The organism is Nocardia sp. NPDC049707 (assembly GCF_040674855.1).
GTDB lineage: Bacteria > Actinomycetota > Actinomycetes > Mycobacteriales > Mycobacteriaceae > Nocardia.
Genome location: NZ_JBFANN010000001.1, coordinates 283,335 through 298,920 on the forward strand (window position 1 = coordinate 283,335; position 15,586 = coordinate 298,920).

Annotated in this window: 17 protein-coding genes and 3 pseudogenes; 10 read left to right on the top strand and 10 right to left on the bottom strand. The window is 64.8% G+C overall.

Features of this window, described 5'->3' with window-relative positions:
• The first annotated feature begins 15 nt into the window (after window positions 1-15).
• Together AB0J29_RS01380 and AB0J29_RS01385 are read left to right on the top strand one after the other, a co-directional pair.
• Window positions 16-381, top strand: a complete 366-nt coding sequence (locus tag AB0J29_RS01380) for a hypothetical protein (RefSeq protein ID WP_364777294.1) — start codon at window positions 16-18, stop codon at window positions 379-381.
• A gap of 28 nt (window positions 382-409) precedes the next feature.
• Entirely contained in the window at window positions 410-1,051 is a 642-nt protein-coding gene (locus AB0J29_RS01385; protein WP_364777296.1) for a hypothetical protein, read from the top strand.
• A 25-nt stretch (window positions 1,052-1,076) separates the two neighbouring features.
• On the opposite strand, the pseudogene AB0J29_RS01390 reads toward AB0J29_RS01385, so the two are convergent.
• Window positions 1,077-1,748 (bottom strand): annotated as a pseudogene (locus tag AB0J29_RS01390) (HEAT repeat domain-containing protein); the annotation flags it as partial.
• A 1-nt stretch (window position 1,749) separates the two neighbouring features.
• Window positions 1,750-1,959, bottom strand: a pseudogene (locus tag AB0J29_RS01395) (GntR family transcriptional regulator); the annotation flags it as partial.
• A 514-nt stretch (window positions 1,960-2,473) separates the two neighbouring features.
• Between AB0J29_RS01395 and AB0J29_RS01400 the strand changes: the two are divergent.
• The 4 genes from AB0J29_RS01400 to AB0J29_RS01415 are packed head-to-tail and all read left to right on the top strand — an operon-like array spanning window position 2,474 to window position 6,240.
• Window positions 2,474-4,069 (top strand): hypothetical protein, encoded by a 1,596-nt coding sequence (locus AB0J29_RS01400; RefSeq protein ID WP_364777298.1) that lies wholly within the window; start codon window positions 2,474-2,476, stop codon window positions 4,067-4,069.
• Complete coding sequence (locus tag AB0J29_RS01405; RefSeq protein ID WP_364777300.1) at window positions 4,066-4,536, top strand: FixH family protein; 471 nt, start codon at window positions 4,066-4,068, stop codon at window positions 4,534-4,536. The genes AB0J29_RS01400 and AB0J29_RS01405 overlap by 4 nt, the downstream gene beginning before the upstream one ends.
• Window positions 4,537-4,567: 31 nt before the next feature.
• On the top strand, window positions 4,568-5,695 hold the full coding sequence (locus AB0J29_RS01410; protein WP_364777302.1) for a hypothetical protein: 1,128 nt from the start codon (window positions 4,568-4,570) through the stop codon (window positions 5,693-5,695).
• Window positions 5,695-6,240 carry a hypothetical protein gene (locus tag AB0J29_RS01415; protein ID WP_364777304.1) on the top strand — a complete coding sequence of 182 codons (546 nt, stop codon included), beginning with the start codon at window positions 5,695-5,697 and terminating at the stop codon, window positions 6,238-6,240. Before AB0J29_RS01410 ends, AB0J29_RS01415 begins: the two co-directional genes overlap by 1 nt.
• Window positions 6,241-6,242: 2 nt before the next feature.
• Here AB0J29_RS01415 and AB0J29_RS01420 read toward each other — a convergent pair whose 3' ends face one another.
• Complete coding sequence (locus AB0J29_RS01420) at window positions 6,243-8,039, bottom strand: acyl-CoA dehydrogenase (protein ID WP_364777306.1); 1,797 nt, start codon at window positions 8,037-8,039, stop codon at window positions 6,243-6,245.
• Between the two features lie 110 nt (window positions 8,040-8,149).
• Between AB0J29_RS01420 and AB0J29_RS01425 the strand changes: the two genes are divergently transcribed.
• Entirely contained in the window at window positions 8,150-8,758 is a 609-nt protein-coding gene (locus AB0J29_RS01425) for a QsdR family transcriptional regulator (protein ID WP_364777308.1), read from the top strand.
• Here AB0J29_RS01425 and AB0J29_RS01430 read toward each other — a convergent pair.
• Together AB0J29_RS01430 and AB0J29_RS01435 are read right to left on the bottom strand one after the other, a co-directional pair.
• Complete coding sequence (locus AB0J29_RS01430) at window positions 8,743-9,735, bottom strand: pyridoxal-phosphate dependent enzyme (RefSeq protein ID WP_364777310.1); 993 nt, start codon at window positions 9,733-9,735, stop codon at window positions 8,743-8,745. The two genes, AB0J29_RS01425 and AB0J29_RS01430, sit on opposite strands and share 16 nt — an antisense overlap.
• 267 nt (window positions 9,736-10,002) lie before the next feature.
• The gene (locus tag AB0J29_RS01435) at window positions 10,003-10,818 is read right to left on the bottom strand and encodes a class I SAM-dependent methyltransferase (RefSeq protein ID WP_364777312.1); all 816 of its coding nucleotides are present in this window, start codon (window positions 10,816-10,818) and stop codon (window positions 10,003-10,005) included.
• Between the two features lie 86 nt (window positions 10,819-10,904).
• On the opposite strand from AB0J29_RS01435, the gene AB0J29_RS01440 reads away from it, so the two are divergent.
• On the top strand, window positions 10,905-11,387 hold the full coding sequence (locus AB0J29_RS01440; protein ID WP_364777314.1) for a MarR family transcriptional regulator: 483 nt from the start codon (window positions 10,905-10,907) through the stop codon (window positions 11,385-11,387).
• Window positions 11,388-11,784: 397 nt separating this feature from the next.
• Here the strand turns inward: AB0J29_RS01440 and AB0J29_RS01445 are convergent, their stop codons facing one another.
• The 4 genes from AB0J29_RS01445 to AB0J29_RS01460 form a co-directional block, all read right to left on the bottom strand.
• Entirely contained in the window at window positions 11,785-12,204 is a 420-nt protein-coding gene (locus tag AB0J29_RS01445) for a hypothetical protein (RefSeq protein ID WP_364777316.1), read from the bottom strand.
• A 257-nt stretch (window positions 12,205-12,461) separates the two neighbouring features.
• Window positions 12,462-12,641, bottom strand: a complete 180-nt coding sequence (locus tag AB0J29_RS01450) for a hypothetical protein (RefSeq protein ID WP_364777318.1) — start codon at window positions 12,639-12,641, stop codon at window positions 12,462-12,464.
• A 35-nt stretch (window positions 12,642-12,676) separates the two neighbouring features.
• Complete coding sequence (locus AB0J29_RS01455; protein WP_364777321.1) at window positions 12,677-12,928, bottom strand: hypothetical protein; 252 nt, start codon at window positions 12,926-12,928, stop codon at window positions 12,677-12,679.
• A 74-nt stretch (window positions 12,929-13,002) separates the two neighbouring features.
• Complete coding sequence (locus AB0J29_RS01460; RefSeq protein ID WP_364777323.1) at window positions 13,003-13,488, bottom strand: DNA-directed RNA polymerase subunit beta; 486 nt, start codon at window positions 13,486-13,488, stop codon at window positions 13,003-13,005.
• 444 nt (window positions 13,489-13,932) lie between these two features.
• Here AB0J29_RS01460 and AB0J29_RS01465 point away from each other — a divergent pair, with 444 nt between their 5' ends.
• Entirely contained in the window at window positions 13,933-14,862 is a 930-nt protein-coding gene (locus tag AB0J29_RS01465; RefSeq protein WP_364777325.1) for a helix-turn-helix transcriptional regulator, read from the top strand.
• Entirely contained in the window at window positions 14,859-15,065 is a 207-nt protein-coding gene (locus AB0J29_RS01470; protein ID WP_364777328.1) for a DUF397 domain-containing protein, read from the top strand. The genes AB0J29_RS01465 and AB0J29_RS01470 overlap by 4 nt, the downstream gene beginning before the upstream one ends.
• Window positions 15,066-15,136: 71 nt before the next feature.
• Here AB0J29_RS01470 and AB0J29_RS01475 read toward each other — a convergent pair.
• Window positions 15,137-15,355 (bottom strand): annotated as a pseudogene (locus AB0J29_RS01475) (transposase); the annotation flags it as partial.
• Window positions 15,356-15,586 lie beyond the last annotated feature (231 nt).

Sequence of the window (15,586 nt, forward strand, 5' to 3'; positions counted from 1 at the left end):
ACGAAGGAGACCCGCTTGCGTAACACGCTGCTCATCACATCCGTACTCGGTGCCGCACTGGTGGCGATGCTGCCCGCTGGTGCGGCCGGTGCGCAGGCACCGGGCGACGGTCCGCTGAAGGTGCAGGCGACCACCGGTACCGATCAACTGCCGGTGACGGGAGTAGAGGTCGGCATCACCACTTGCGCCGCCGGTCCGGTGCTGGCCACCTTGACGACCGGGGGTGATGGGACCGTGACGCAGACGTTCCCGAACGGCTGCTACCAGGCGCAGGTGACCTCCGTTCCGTCCGGCTGTGAATTGGCGAGTATCGCCTACGTCCAGGTCAACGTGGCACCCGGCACGACACCGGTCGCTGGGTTCCAATTCCGCTGCGCATAAACCGATTTCGACTCGAGCCGGGCGGTCGATGGCCGCACGGAGCCCGAACTCCGTCGGGGTGAAGGCTGCTTGTGCCAGTGAATTCCGACGCGGGCCCAACTGGTCGCATCGCCAGGCTGTGGAGGTGGGTAGGCTTCCGATCGTGAGGTTTGGTCCGGTAGGGGCGACGGCGTTGGCTGTGCTTCTGTTGGCCATGTGTTCAGGCGATATGAGACCGACCTCGGCGCGGAAGGAAAACGTGTTGCTGCTGCCTGACAGCGAATCGTTGTTCATCAGAACCGATTTCGCCGACGATGCCGCGTGGGCTGAAACGCTGGACGCAGCGCTTCAGCCGTGGGATCTCGGTGATGGGATGCTCGCGTACGCGGGCATCACACCTGTCGATGACCGTCGCTTCGAAGGTCTGACGGTGGAGAAGTTGGAGAGTCTGCTGCCCGCACCACCGCCCTACTATCTGTTTCTGGTGGACAAGCGAACGATCACCGATTCCGAACATCCGATTCTCGTTGTGGATACGAGCCGGGCGAACGAAGACGTGGTTGGCTTTCAGACCTTCCGCGTGGTGCCGAGCGAAATGCCCGCCGTGGAGAACAACCTCTCTCTGGCGAACATGGACTTCGAGGACTTCTCCGACAGTGTCGACGCGGATGGGGTGTTCCGCGGCTTCTGATGCGGAACGTTCAGACGGTGTGCGGCTACGACAATGGGCGCACGCTGTCCAACGCGCGGCGCGCATAGGCGCGCACATCCGCATCGCTGTCATCGATCGCCAGCTTCAGCGCATCGTGCGCTGCCCCGCTGTGCGGCCAGGTGGCCAGTGACAATACCGCTGCCTTGCGCACATCGAGGTGCGGATCGCGCAAGGCGTCGGACAGTGGGGTGACGCCGAAATCAGGCTCCGCGCCGGCGAGCCCGCGGGCGGCACCCACCCGGACCTGCCACGCGGAGTGTGCGAGAGCGCCCATGAGCAGGGCTGTGTCATCCTGTGCGACATCGAGATTCGCGAAGGAGGCCAAAGCGGCGGCACGCACAAGGGGATCGCGATCCTCGGCCAGGGCGCGCGCGGTCTCGATACCCGGTCCGCCGATTGCCGACAACCCGTGCGCGACGGCAATGCGCACCTCACGGTTCTCATCGGCCGCCGCCGACGAGACCGCCTGCGAATCGTCGAGCGATACCAGCGCCCGTACCGACTCGATGCGCACGCGATGATCCGAATCCGTCAGCGCGGCAATGAATTGCGCCGCCGACCCGGCTCGCAGCGCGCGCAACAGATTCACGACGGTCGCCCGGACGACGGGGTCAGGAGAGTCGAGTCGATCGGCGAGACCGGTCGAATCGGGAAGCACTTCCACGAGTTCACGCAGACGGCACCCGATCGATCAGGCCTTCGTCCTTGAGCGGCGCGAGCGCATCGCGCACGGTATTGCGTGACGCGTCGTATTCCGCGACCAACTCCTGCTCGCTCGGCAGCACGTCGTCGAACGCGCCCGCATGAATCTGATGACGCAGCACGTCAGCTATCCGGCGCGCCTGGTCGGCCCGCAACCGTCGTACGGGCGTTGCCTCGGCTCCCACCTCCGCCACCTTTCTCTCGCTGACCTGCACGGTTAGCGACGATAGCTGGCGCTCCGACTCCCGAATGCCCGCAAGAGGGCGCCATAGCTCAGCGGATGTCATTGCGCCGTCCCCTACGGACTCTGACCTGGTCCGATGGGTCTCGAAGTGGCCATTGCGCCACCCTGTTCACGGTCGATGAGTTTCGATCACGCAGATTCGAACGACGGGCGGGAGGTGGTACGGAACAGGCCGCGCTCGGCTGGCCCAGAGCAGCAGCTTTCGCGGCGTGGTCCGGCCACCAGGGTTGCGCTGACCGAGCGAGCCCACGCCGATGCTGTAGCCAATTGTCTTTGGCGGCCCAATCACTGGACGTCGACTGGCGATTGAATCAGCGGGCGGCTGATCCGTGGTTCCGGCGGTGAGCCGGGGGATTATCCGGATGCCGGGATAAGACAGCCTCATACCAGCGGGGGAGGCGAAATCCCCGCTGGGTGTGATGCTCTCGCAGGTCCGCATCCCTACCATGACAGGCGTGGCTGTTGTCGCCGGTATCGGTCGTGCTCTGCTGGTCGCAGGGGTGTGTGCATTGTTGGTGTCGATCGGCGTGGGTCCCGCGTCGGCGGATTCGGCGTCCTCGGGTTCGGATATTTCGGTCGCGCAGTCGCTCGGTGATCGGGAGCTCACGATCATCTTGCGCAGGGTGACCAGTGTGCCCGGGCCATTACGGGTGGATGTGGTCACCCACGTGGGTACCGCCGCGGGGCGGCTGACTCTCGTGGCGACACCAACGGGGGTATCGGCACAGTCGAGGCAGCCCGCACCGGGAGCGCCCACCGCCGAGGCCGTTGTCGAACTCGGCGGTACCCCCGGAATGTATTCGGCCACTGTCCGAATGGACCGGGCCGGGCCGTGGGAGCTGGCCGTCGGCGACGGCACGCGGGTGGCGCGGATTCCGTTTGTCGTGCCCGCGCAGGTGACCTCGCCGCCCGAGCGCTTGGTGTACGGCGGGTTTCTGGTGGCTGGCGTACTGCTACCCGTCGCCGTGGTGATCGCGATTCGCGCTCGACGTAGCGCATTGGCTCTGATTCCGGCCGCCGGAATGGTGGCCGGGGTGGCGGTTTCGGTCACGGCCGCACTGCTTTCGGCATCGCTGCCGCTGCCGCCGCAACCCGGCGGACAGCTCGATCCCACGCTCGACAATGTCACCGATCCCTATGCCGTGAATCAGCCCCTGATTTCGGACTTTTCGCGGCCGCCGGTACTGCTCACAGTCGCGGGTGGGCCCGGGCGCGCTGAGCAGCCGGGCGATCTCGACCTCAGGCTGATCGATGCCGCCACCGGTGCGCCCGTCGACGATCTGGTTGTGCACGACAGTGCGCTCATGCATCTGCTGCTGGTCGGCCCGACCGGGCGCTTGCGGCATCTGCACCCGATTCGGATCGGACCCGGTCGGTATCAGGTTCACCTGGTCGCACCCGAGGCCGGGCAATATGCGCTGTCCGCGGAATTGGCGCGGCGCGGCGGTGGTGTGCAAATGATCCGCGCGGCAACCGGATTCACGGTGTCGCCGGGCGCGGCGACACCGGATTCCGCCAGCGCCACGGTGCATCTCGGTGGTGGTGACAAGTCCGCGTCGACCGTGATCGACGGTAACCAGGTCACAATCCGGACGACTACGCCGGTGGCAGGGTCGCCGACCACGATCACCGCCGAATTCGGCGACTCCGCTGATCTACAACCGTGGCTTGGCATGGTCGGCCACCTGATCATGGCGGGTCCACTGCCCGACGATCCGAATATTGCTGTAGCAGTGCAGAATTCACCCATCTGGGGCCATGGCCACTCGATGGGACCGACATCGATGCAGGGCATGTCCGACATGCCGGATATGGATATGCACGGCATGGATATGACCGCGCCCGCCGCGAGCCGCGGCAATATGCTCATGCCGCCCGCTAACGGTGAAAGCGCACCCGACGAGACGGTCGCCGCATACGGCCCCGATGTGCCGTTCACCTATACGTTCCCGATTGCCGGCCGCTATCGCCTCTGGATCCAGGTCGAACGGCACTACACCGTGCTCACGGTCCCCGTCGTTCTCGATGTCGCGGCGGGAGCGCAGCCATGAGCGAGCGTAGCGAGCGAACATCGGACACAGTCGAGCAAGCGAAGAACACGGCCACACCGCGGAAAAGCGTTCTCCTCGCCGGGGGAGCGGTGCTCGTCATCGCGCTGGCCGCCGTCGCCTGGTTCGTCTGGCCGCGCCCATCCGGTCCGCTCATATTGCACACCGGTACTCCACAGCACCTCGTCACGGTGTCCATCGACAGCCTCCGCATCGGTAGCACCGCAATGGATATCACCGTCACCGACCGCGCCGGCGCGACGAAAGATCATGCCGCAGTACGTATTCAGACGAACCAGCCGCTCATGGGGCACGCGGGACAGTCCATCGCGGCGACGGCCATCGGTCCGGGACACTTCCACGCCGCAGCGGTACCACTGATGATGACCGGCCCGTGGGAGCTTCGCCTATCGATAGATGAACACGACAGCGTCGACGAACTCGCGGTGCCGATCTGGGTCGGCGGCTGAAACCACGTACAGATCAGGAGGAATGATCACCATGAGCACATCAGCACCACCGGAGACGGTTGCAGCCGACTCCGGACCGAACGTCTCCGATGACTCCACCGCGGCCCGCATCGGCGCCTGGGGCGTATTGCTCGGCACCGTGGTCACATTGATCGGCCTGAGCTGGGATATCGAGTGGCACAACGAAGTCGGGCCGGACACCTTTTTCACCCTGCCGCATCTGTTCCTGTACTCCGGTAGCGCGATCTCCGGATTCGTCAGCCTGGCCATGGTTCTCATCGCCACCGCCGCCCAACGGGCCGGGCGGCCCGTGCCCCGGCTCGGCGGCACACCCATCCGGGTCTTCGGCAGCAACCTGACCGCACCGCTCGGCTATATGATCGCCGGAGCCGGTGCGGCATTGTTCCTGATCTACGGCCTGCTCGATCTGGAATGGCATTCGATCTACGGCTTCGACGCGGTGCTCAATACCCCGTCACATGTTGCGCTGTTCCTGTCCATCGGGCTCACCATGATCGGCAGCATCATCGTTTTCGCCGCCCACCGCGACCATCGCTGGGGCCGGATGGGCATTGTCGTTGCGATTCCGATTCTGATCACCTTCGCCCCGATTCCCACCAACGCGTTGAACAACCTGCATCTGCCCGTCGACCCGACCATCCTCGGCATCGTCGGGTTCGGGCCGATGCTGCTCATCCTCGGCGCCGCACTGCTGGCGCGTGCGGGCGCGGCCACTGCCATCGCGGTTTCGCTCGGCGCAATGCAGGCGATCCTGTGGTGGTTCTCGCCCTGGGCCGCGGAAACCTATGCGTCGGCGATCGGGTTGCCGCTGCGGGACGGCCTGACCGGACGGCCGCCGGACCTGCCCGCCATGATGCCGATGTTCCTGATCGTCGCGGCGCTCGCGGTCGAGGGCCTGTTCTGGCTGGCCCGCGCCCGTGGTTTCGATGCGCGGAAAATCGTATTGATCGCCGGTGCCGTGACCGGAGTCATCGTCGGCGTGACATTCCCGCTGCAGCTGAATCTCGTCCACGCCACATCGCACATCCCCCTCGGCGACATCGTGACGATCACAGTGCTTGGCATTCCGCTCGGCCTGCTCGCCGGATTCCTCGGCGGCCGGTTCACCGCCATGTTGCCCGCAGTGAAGGATGCGTGATGTCCGTACTCCGCAGGCTCGCCGTCACCGTACTGGCCATGATCACTCTGTCGCTGCTCGCCGTCGCTCCCGCGTCGGCCTACGCGCCGGTCGAGATCGTGCATACCGAGCGCGTCCAGGTGGGGCCGTACGGCGTGACCGTCGGCTTCTCCACCTGGCCCATCCGCGCGATGAAGTCGCTGGACTTCACCTTCATGCCCGATGGCGGCATCGCCGACAAATCCGGGACGCGGCATATGACCGGCCCCGCGATCCGACCCGGCCGCCGCGCCGCGCCGTTGGTCCGCCATCCCCGCAAGCGTGACTCCTGGGGCCTGGACGTCAAGGCCTTCGACGACCCCGGCACCTACACCTTCACCTTCGCGATCGACGGCCCGCTCGGACACGGCGAAGGGACCCTCGGCAATGTCACGGTGCTCGATCAGCCCGGCCCGCCGCTGCCGCTGAGCTGGACGATCGGCACCCTGCCATTGGTGGGTCTGCTGGTGTTCTTCGCCGTTGCCTGGCGTCGCACCCGACCTGGGCGGCAACCACTGGCCGTCTGACGTCAGAACCAGGCGTCGCGCATGTCCAGCGTGGTGCGGTCCATCAGCTCCAGCAGATCCAATTGCGGTGTGGTCTTGGGCAATTCATAGCGGAAGAAGAAGCGGGCCGCGGCGCGCTTGCCGTCGTAGAAGTCGCCGTCCTTGCCATGGGCGGCGAGCGCCTGCTCCAGCCAGATCCAAGCGACCACGACGTGTCCGAATGCCTCCAGGTAGATGCTGGAATTCGCCATGGCGGCGGCAATATCGCCGGAGGCGAACATCCAGCCGGTGACGGTGAGCAGCCGCTGCCAGACCGCGTCGAGCTGGCCGCCGAATTCGGTCCACTCGCCACCCGCCTCGGTGGCCGCGAGTACGGTCCGCTCGATTTGGGCGGCCAGTAGCCGCAGGCTCGCGCCGTCGTGCTGGATCACCTTGCGGCCCAACAGATCCAGACCTTGGATGCCGTGGGTGCCTTCGTGGATGGGGTTGAGGCGGTTATCGCGGTAGTGCTGTTCGACATCGTATTCGCGGGTGTAGCCGTAGCCGCCGTGCACCTGGATGGCGAGGTTATTGGCCTCCAGACACCATTGCGACGGCCAGCTCTTCGCCACGCCGGTCAGGATTTCCAGCAGCAGGGTGTAATCGCGTTTGGCGGTCGGATCCGTGGTGGCGTGTTCCAGATCGACAAGGCGGTTGCAGTAGAGCAGCAGCGCGAGCGCACCCTCCACATAAGACTTCTGCGCCAACAGCATGCGCCGCACATCGGCATGCTCGATGATCGGCACCTGCGGTGCGGCCGGGTCCTTGGCGGTGACCGCACGGCCCTGGCGGCGTTCACGGGCGTATTCGAGTGATTTCAGATATCCGGTGTAGCCCAAAGCCGTCGCGCCCAGACCGACACCGAGGCGCGCCTCGTTCATCATGTGGAACATGTAGGACAGGCCGCGATGCGGTTCGCCGACAAGGTAACCCACCGCACCGGGCGCACCATCCGGATTGTGCTTGCCCTCGCCGAAATTCAGCACCGTATTGGTGGTGCCCCGATATCCCATCTTGTGGTTCAACCCGGCCAGCACCACATCGTTGCGCGACCCGAGCGAACCGTCCTCGGCCACCAGGAATTTCGGCACGATGAACAGCGAGATGCCCTTGGTCCCGGCCGGTCCGCCCGGAATCTTGGCCAGGACGAGGTGCACGATATTGTCGGTCAGCTCGTGATCGCCGCCGGAGATCCACATTTTCGAGCCGAACAGCCGGTAGGTGCCGTCGTCCTGCGGTTCGGCGCGGGTGACGATATCGGCCAGTGACGAGCCCGCCTGTGGTTCGGACAGACACATCGTTCCGGTGAACCGGCCCTCGACCATGGGCTTGACGAAACGGTCGATCTGCTCCGGGGTGCCGTGCGCGGCAAGGAGATTGGCATTGCCGACGGTCAGGAAGACGTAGCCGGTGGTGCCGACATTGGCGGCCTGGAACCAGCAGAACCCGGCCGCCTCCAGCGTGGCCGGCAGCTGCAGCCCGCCGATCTCCTCATCCATCGCGGCGCCGATGAGATTGGCCTTGGTGAAGGCCTCGATGGCGGCCTTCACCTCTGGGATGATGGTGACCCGCTCGCCGTCGAAGGTCGGCTCATTGGTGTCGTTGCGCTTGTTGTGGGTGGCGAAGTGCTCGGTGGCCAGATCCGCGCAGAGGTCGAGAAAGCCGTCGAAGGTCTCCCGGGAGTGTTCGGTGAACCGGGGCAGCGCCGTGAGCTCTTCGACCCGCAGCCATTCGTAGAGCAGGAAGTCCAGGTCCCTACGGGAAATCAGGTTCGAGCGCACGGGCACATCCTCTCGCGGTGGCGGAGCACTGGCCCAGACGGGCGCGGTACTCGCTCGGGTTGGTTTGGTACGTTACTACGCATGTGTCGCGAATTGATTCCAGGGCTGGGATGACCAACACCTCCGGTGCCGCCCGTCCCGTCGGCCGTCCCGCCGCCGCCTCCCAGGACCAGGTGTTAGCTGCGGCCAGTGCCCAGTTCCTGGCCTGTGAGCGGGTCGATGTGCAGGCGATCGCGGCGGAACTCGGTTTGTCGCGCGCGACCATCTACCGCTGGTTCGGTTCGCGCGACGGTCTACTCGGCGCGGTCATCGTGTCGGAATTCGAGCAGATGGTCGTCGCGGCGCAGACGCGCGCCGACGGCACCGGCGCGTCGCGGGTGCTCGCCATGCTGGACCGGATGGCGCAGTGGCTGACGCGCAGCGAGCCATACCGGTATTTCATCGCGACCGAACAGGCCACCGCTGGCCGCATCATCACCACCAGTGACGGGCCGGTACAACCGAAGGTGGTCGGCGTGGTCGCGGATATTCTCGATACCGCGATCGCGGAGGGCTACCAGAACCGGGTCGACACCGAGACGTTCGCGTATGCCCTGGTCCGGCTCATCGAGGCGTTCCTGTATCAGGATGCGGTGACCGGCATTCGGGGTGATGTGGATCGGCTGCGCGCGGTGCTGGCGGTGATTCTGGGGCTGGATCCGGATCAACGAGGCCCGTAGGTATTGAGGAAGAGCACCGGTCCATCGCCGAAGTCGCCACGGGTATCCATATCCAGGAGTCCGGCCAAAGCCTTTGCGGTGTAAACGGTTTCCAGTTCCAGCCCATTGGTCGCAGCGAGCTTCTTCGCCGCGACGGCGGCCGGAGTTTCCTGGCCGTAACCCGGCCCGAGCCAGTCGCGCACTATCGTCACATCGTCGGGATGCAGACCGGGCGAGGTGAATTCCGCGCCTCGTGCGCGCAGTAGCGCCGCAGCCCGGTTCGCCAGCTTGACGATGTGCCGCGCGTCGAGCGGGAGCGAGTCGTTGACCACGACACCGACGACGCGGGTGCGCAATCCGGCAAGCCGTAGGCCGAGGGCCAAACCCGCTGCCGTGCCACCGGATCCGACGGCGGTTACCAGATGTGTCGGTTGCGGTAGTTCGCCCGCGGCGATCTGCGCCGCCAGTTCCAATGCGACCTCGACATAGCCGAGTGCGCCGATCGGCGACGATCCGCCGACGGGCACCAGATACGGTGGGGTGCGCCCGTGCATATGCCGCAGCAGCAGCCATGGTGCGGCCAGGACGGTGCGCAACTTGCTGTGCGTGAAATGTAGGGTGGCACCGGAGTTTTCCAGTCGTCGCAGCTGCGCGCGGACGTGGTCGTCCACCGGTTGGTCGACCAGCGCCAGCGCGGTGTCGATGCCGAATTCCCGGGCGTAGAGTGCCGTCGCCAGACCCCAGTTGGTTCCGGTGCCGCCGAAGGTGAGAATGGTGCGGGCACCGCGCCGTCGGGCCTCGGGCAATAGCCACTCCAGCTTGCGGATCTTATTGCCACCCCAGCCGCCGGAGCCATACCCGCTTTCGTCCTTGCACCACACACTGCTGTTGGTGCCGAGGTCCAGCGGGCGGACCGGTGTCGGCGCGACACCGAGCCGCGCGAACGGCAGCGTGCCGACCAGTTCGGGGAAGCGCTGGTGGAGCAGGGAGTCCGTCATAGTCGGACCATTATCGTGGTTCAGCTCCCTTCGGTGAGCAGTTGGTCCAGGCGAGCAGCGCAGACCTGGGAGATCACCCATGCCGAGGTGGCTGGACATGCGGTGCAAGGGCACGGAAAGCAGGACCGCGCAGAGGATTTCGCAGATTGCGGACCGCCCATCCGGTGCGGGCTTCGCACCCGGCGATAGTGCCGATGAGCGTCTTCGTGTGCTCGTGTGCACCGTGATGGACGCGGTTGTGAAGCAGTGCCTGGCTCCACCGTTCGATTAGAAGCGGAACCGCACGATGCGGGTGGACCGTTTCATGCCCGGCAGCAGGTTCAAGAGGCGGAACATGCGGCGTACGTTCGCGGGCGCTTTGGCCATCAGCACCGGTGAGTCGCTTATCGGCGCCTCGTCTACGAATTCGAGCCGCGGGTGCCAATTGGCCAGCGCGGCAGGATCGTTGAAGCCACAGTGGAACCGGGCGTCGTATTTGCGCAGGGTTGGGTCCCACTTCGAGGTGCGCCACGCCCACACCGCCACCGTGTCGAACTGTATCTGGCCGGTGGGGAAGGCGTCGACGACGCTGGTCAGCAGCCGCCGGACGTCGGCCTCGGTCAGGTAGGGCACCAGTCCCTCGGCGATCATCAGCACGGGCCGGCCGCGGGGGATACGGTCCAGCCAGGTCGGGTCGGTGACGCTGGAGCCGATCAGGGTGTAGTGCTCTCGCGGCGGCAGGAATTGTTGCCGCAGTTCGATGATGGAGGGGTAGTCCAGGTCGTACCAGTCGACGGTGGCGGGCGGGTCGATCCGGTACACCCGGGCGTCGAGGCCGCAGCCCAGGTGCAGCACCACGGCGTCGGGGTGATCGGCGAGGAAGCTTCGGGCCCAGTCGTCGTGGGCCTTGGCGCGTACCACGGCGACGAGGCCCATCTGGCTGGTGCCGAATCTGCGGTTGTCGTAGTCGGGGTCGAGGCGGCGCATCGCCTGCTCGGCGTATTTGTCGCCGAGGATCGGGTCCGACAGCCGGTTATCCAGTGCTTTGGCCCTGAGGACGGGGCTGGCGGTCTTCTGCACTCCGATGAGTTCGGTGTGTTGCACACCAGCTACGCTACTCATATTTCGCGAATTTCGTGAAATATATGACGAGATTCGCCTGCAGAGGCGACAGCAAGGAGGCTGCTTCGGTGACGCGAGCAGACGAGAGTGCGATCGCCGACTTCCGGGAACGGTTCGCACAGATCATGGTGGAATCCGGCATGCCCCGGATGGCCGCCCGCGTGTATGCCGCGCTGATGGTCACCGACTCCGGCAAGCTGTCGGCCGCCGAGCTCGCCGAGCGACTAGGCGGCGGCGCGTCGGCGATCTCGGGGGCGGTCAAGTACCTGGTGCAGGTGCGGCTGGTCGAACGGGGCCGGGAACCCGGTAGCCGGCGTGACTTCTGCCGGATCCATGAGCACACCTGGAGCCACTTCGTCAGCCAGTCCGATCCGGTTCTGGTCCAGGTGCAGGCCGGCGCCGACGAGGGCGCCGCTCTCTTGGGTCCCGACTCCCCCGCCGGGCGGCGGCTGGACGAGACCCGCCGGTTCTTCGCGTTCCTGCGCGAGGAGATCGAACAGTCGATGGCCAAGTGGCGGCGGCTCCAGGCGGCCGAACGCGAGTCCGGCTAGACGGTGGTGCCCTGCCGGGGGGTTACCCGCGGGCGGGGACGTCAGCCTCGATCCGCCGATGACCCGGCGGGCCGATTGGGTGTCGTTTTCCGGCTGGCCTCGATGTCCGCGGATGGGACCTGATTCGGGGCCGGAATGCATCCGTCGACCGGCGGACCGACGCGAGCAGATGCAGTAGGCACGGGAGCGGCCCGGCACCCTTCGAGGTGCTGGGCCGCTCTTGTGCTACCAGGTTCGGGGGCACGATGGAGTAGAGCTGGACGGCGAATCAGCAGCGCTGAGATGGCCGCGCTGGTTTCGGCATTCGAGCTCGGCCGCCCCCATTTCGTGCCCACAACCGCCCGGAATCCGCCGTCATCGCGGATCAATCACAGTCATGTGTTTGCGTCTGGTGGTTTCAACTGGCCGAGCCAGTGCGGACCTTGGGGGCGTTGGGGTCGTATATCACAGCGTCGGAATAGCCGATACGTGTTGGTTCGGTCGGCCGTTGAGTAGTTCTCTTGGGGAAATCGTTGCCCAGGGTCGAAGGTTCAGTTGTCACATGCGGTGGGCAGTTCACCCCTTTGACTTCCACAGTTTCGTGGGGTCGAACCACCACGTTGAAGGGGGTTTCGGTTTCTATTGCGGTGCCGATGATGCGGCAGTGCTGCCAGGCTTCGATGAGATAGGTGTCGTCGGTGTCGTTACGGCAACTCGTGGCCGAACACGACACCCCCGCGGGGAAGGGCCGCGCACTGGCCTGCGGGGCCAGTCCGACGACGGTGGCTGTGAGTACCGCGCCCGCGATACCCGAGACAGCCAGCAACCGGTTGAACAAATTGATCGTTGTCCTTTCGACTTTCCTGCATGCTGTGACATGCGCGATTTCCGACCACTGCCGCACTGGCGGACCCGGTGTCGACGGCGGCCCGGACGGTAGCCCGTCCATCGAAGTATGCATTCGCCTCGGTGGTGAGAACATCCGCCGGCGCCCAAGTGATCACCAGGTGACCGCCGTCGCTGCGGCCGGCCGGACACACGGACAGCGTGTGGTCCCAGGAGGCTTGAGCTGGTGGAAGCTGGATGTGTGTTCGATCAGGGGCCCACATACAACCGTTCATTGGGGAGACGCGGGTAGCCGCTGGCATCGCCAAGGTCCATGGTCACCGCATCGGCGTAGTGCCGCGCTTGGTGCTCCTGCATAAAAGTCAGCGCCGCGGTGAGGCAGGCGGCGAAGTCGAATCGTGCTCCGTGCAGGAACACGCTCAGATGCACATCCGGCTCTCCTGGGTTCGGAGATACGTTCGCGCTCACGGGTTCTCGCGGTCTATGACACTGACCGGCAGGACATCCATCGCTTCGTCGTTGCTTCGGTCGTCGTCGTAGTCGGCGGACCAACCGTCTTCATCCACCTCGGTAATCCCGTCGGAGGTGTGGCAGAGCCTGACGCTATCGATAGGCGCGAGGTTCAATTTCTCTGGCGTGTGTTCATGAAAAACCTTCAGCAATGCCACCACCGACGGCGCGATCTCGGTCCTACATTGCCGTTCAACCTCATTCATGGCGCACAACTCCGGAACCGCTGGGCGCGAAGTCGGCGCGGTCGTCGAAGACCCGCACGCCGTCCACGGACCACTCAAGCATGAGCGTCCCTCCGTTGCACGGGCCGGCACTGCCCTGAGCAGGCGCGGATCGCGTCGACCACCACAAGCCCGGACGGTCGGAACGCGCATCGGGGTGGTTCGATCCAGCGCCGGAACTGCTCACCTTGGTCGACCGGTGACGGTAACGCGACAGTGCCACCGGTTCGCACCACCGATACGTTCAGACGGAACATCTCGGCGAACAGGCGCACGTCATCGGGGATGTCGGGCCTGACCAAGTACGTCCAGCGGTTCGAGCGTGGATGCGACAGGATTGGACCAATGTCCGAACCCTGGTGCTGCATATGTATTTTCACGGCCTGGCCGAGGTGAGCAGGAAGCATCAGTGCCCAAACGTGTTCGGCCTTCATGATGATGCGGCCCAGGTGCGGCGGATCGATGTGCGCGGGCAGATCGCATACCCGCCGATAGAAGTGGCAGCGCGTCAATGGACTATCACCAAAAGCTATGTGGTCCATCGGTTTTAGACCTCAGTATCGGGTTGTTCGGTGTGGGTTCGCCACGGTTGCCACTCATGTAGGGCGTTGAGGTACTGCTCGAGAACATCAGCAGGAACACCGACCGCGAGTGCGGCAGGCGGTCCGACAAGCGGAATCCGTTGCGGTGGTTCTGGGTTCAACATCGTGCCCCCTCAGTACGGCGGTTAAGGTGCGCTCGGCCGGCAGCGGATTGCAAAAGATCGGTTTCCGGCGTCGAGCCGAGCAGACGCCTATAACATCACTCGTTCGAGGTACTTGGGTCACCCAACGTGCCACCCAACTGAACTGGCTCGTTTCCCCAGTAGATCACCCAAACTTGCAGGTAGAGTCACCCATTGGCGCGAATATTCGTCACCCGAAATCGGCAGAAAGCGCCACCCAATGATCGCGCGATCTGTCCAGCAGAATTGAGAGGCGCAAGCGATGGATGAGCCACTGAGCAGCGGGAGTAACGACAACGCCAACGCTGCGTCGTCACCCAATTCGCCTGACGAAACGGTCGTGAATGGCGTACCGCACCGCCAGTTGGGGCGCATCTTGCGAGAAATGCGAAGCGAGACCGGCCTTTCGATCCTGATTGCGTCGAAGGCCGTCGGCATGGGATCGGGGTCACTTCAACGGCTGGAGAGTGCGAAGGCGTCAAAGATTGACGATGCAAAGCTGACGAAGCTCTGTCGCCTCTATCAAAGGATGGATCGGCTCGACGAGCTGAAAACCCTTGCAGCGCAGCGACGCGAGCAAAGTTGGTGGGACGAACGAACCGATATGCTGGCTCCGAGCTTCAAAGTCTATTTGGGCCTTGAAGCTGCTGCGGAACGGCTGACCGTGTATCGGCCGGACATCATTTCGAGCCTGTTCCAGACCCAGGAATACGCAGAAGTACTGGACCGCATCTACTTTCGCGATGATTCGCCCGAAGAAAGGGCACAACGGATGGAGGTGCGGCGTAAGCGCCTGCACCTGATTCACCGTTCAGTGTCCCCCGTCGAGGTTGATCTAGTCATCGACGAGGGCGTACTGCGGCGGATCGTTGGCGGGCCGCGATTGATGAGCCGACAGCTTCGGTACCTCGCGGACTTGCCGCCGAACGTCTCGGTACGGGTACTGCCTGATGACGCCGGATACCCCATGGGTAAGGCGGTCGATGCGTTCACCCTGCTCGACTTCGGCGACGGCAAGCCGCCCGAGCCGCCAGTTGTGTATGTGGAAAGCTTCGCAGGAAGTATGCACCTGGAGACTCCTCGCAGTGTTCGCGCGTACCGGGAGGCGTTTCGGGTGATCCAACGGGTAGCGTTGGACGTAGCTGAAAGCAAACGCCTGCTGAGGCGGGTAGCGAAGGAGTACATGTCGTGAGCATCGACCTGTCGGGGGCACACTGGTTCAAGAGCCGCCACAGTGGCGGTAACGACAACTGTGTCGAAATCGCCCATCTTGACGGGGGCATGGTCGGTATGCGCGACTCCAAGAACCCGACCGGCGGGGCGCTCGTGTTCACTCCGGCTGAGTGGGACGCGTTCACCGCTGGCGTGAACGATGGCGAGTTCGACCGGCCGTAGGCTGGTCGCGGGTGTTCCTGAGCCTCGACACCCCGATAACACGGCTCTTGCGCTTCCGGTGGTGGTTGCCGCTAGGACAGCAGGATTCGGTGCCGGAGCAGGCGGAAGCTGGCCCGCTCATACGTTTGTCGTTTGATCAGTTTGCTTTGGTGTCGACGCCTTCGAGTGGCCCGTTGCTGTAGGGCAGGCTGAGGCCGGCCGCCACAGCATCGTGGTCCTGTTCGAGGCCGCGCAGGAAAGGATCGAGCTGTGAGTCCTGCTTCACGGACCTGCTTGATCCACGGGTCGAGGTCGCTGCCACGCCGACCATCGCCGGGTTCACGGCCGTGTTCCTGATCGGGCCGGGCGTGGTGCCCAACGGCAAGCATCGGAACTGAATTGGACGTGGTGGCAGCAGGTTCCGGGATATGTACGTCGTGGTGACGGCCGCGCTGATCATCGCGGGCGTGGTGCAGCTGCTGCGGCTGGGGGCCCGGACGCTCGCGGTGCCGAGTCAGGTCGGTTGACCACCTGAATTCCGT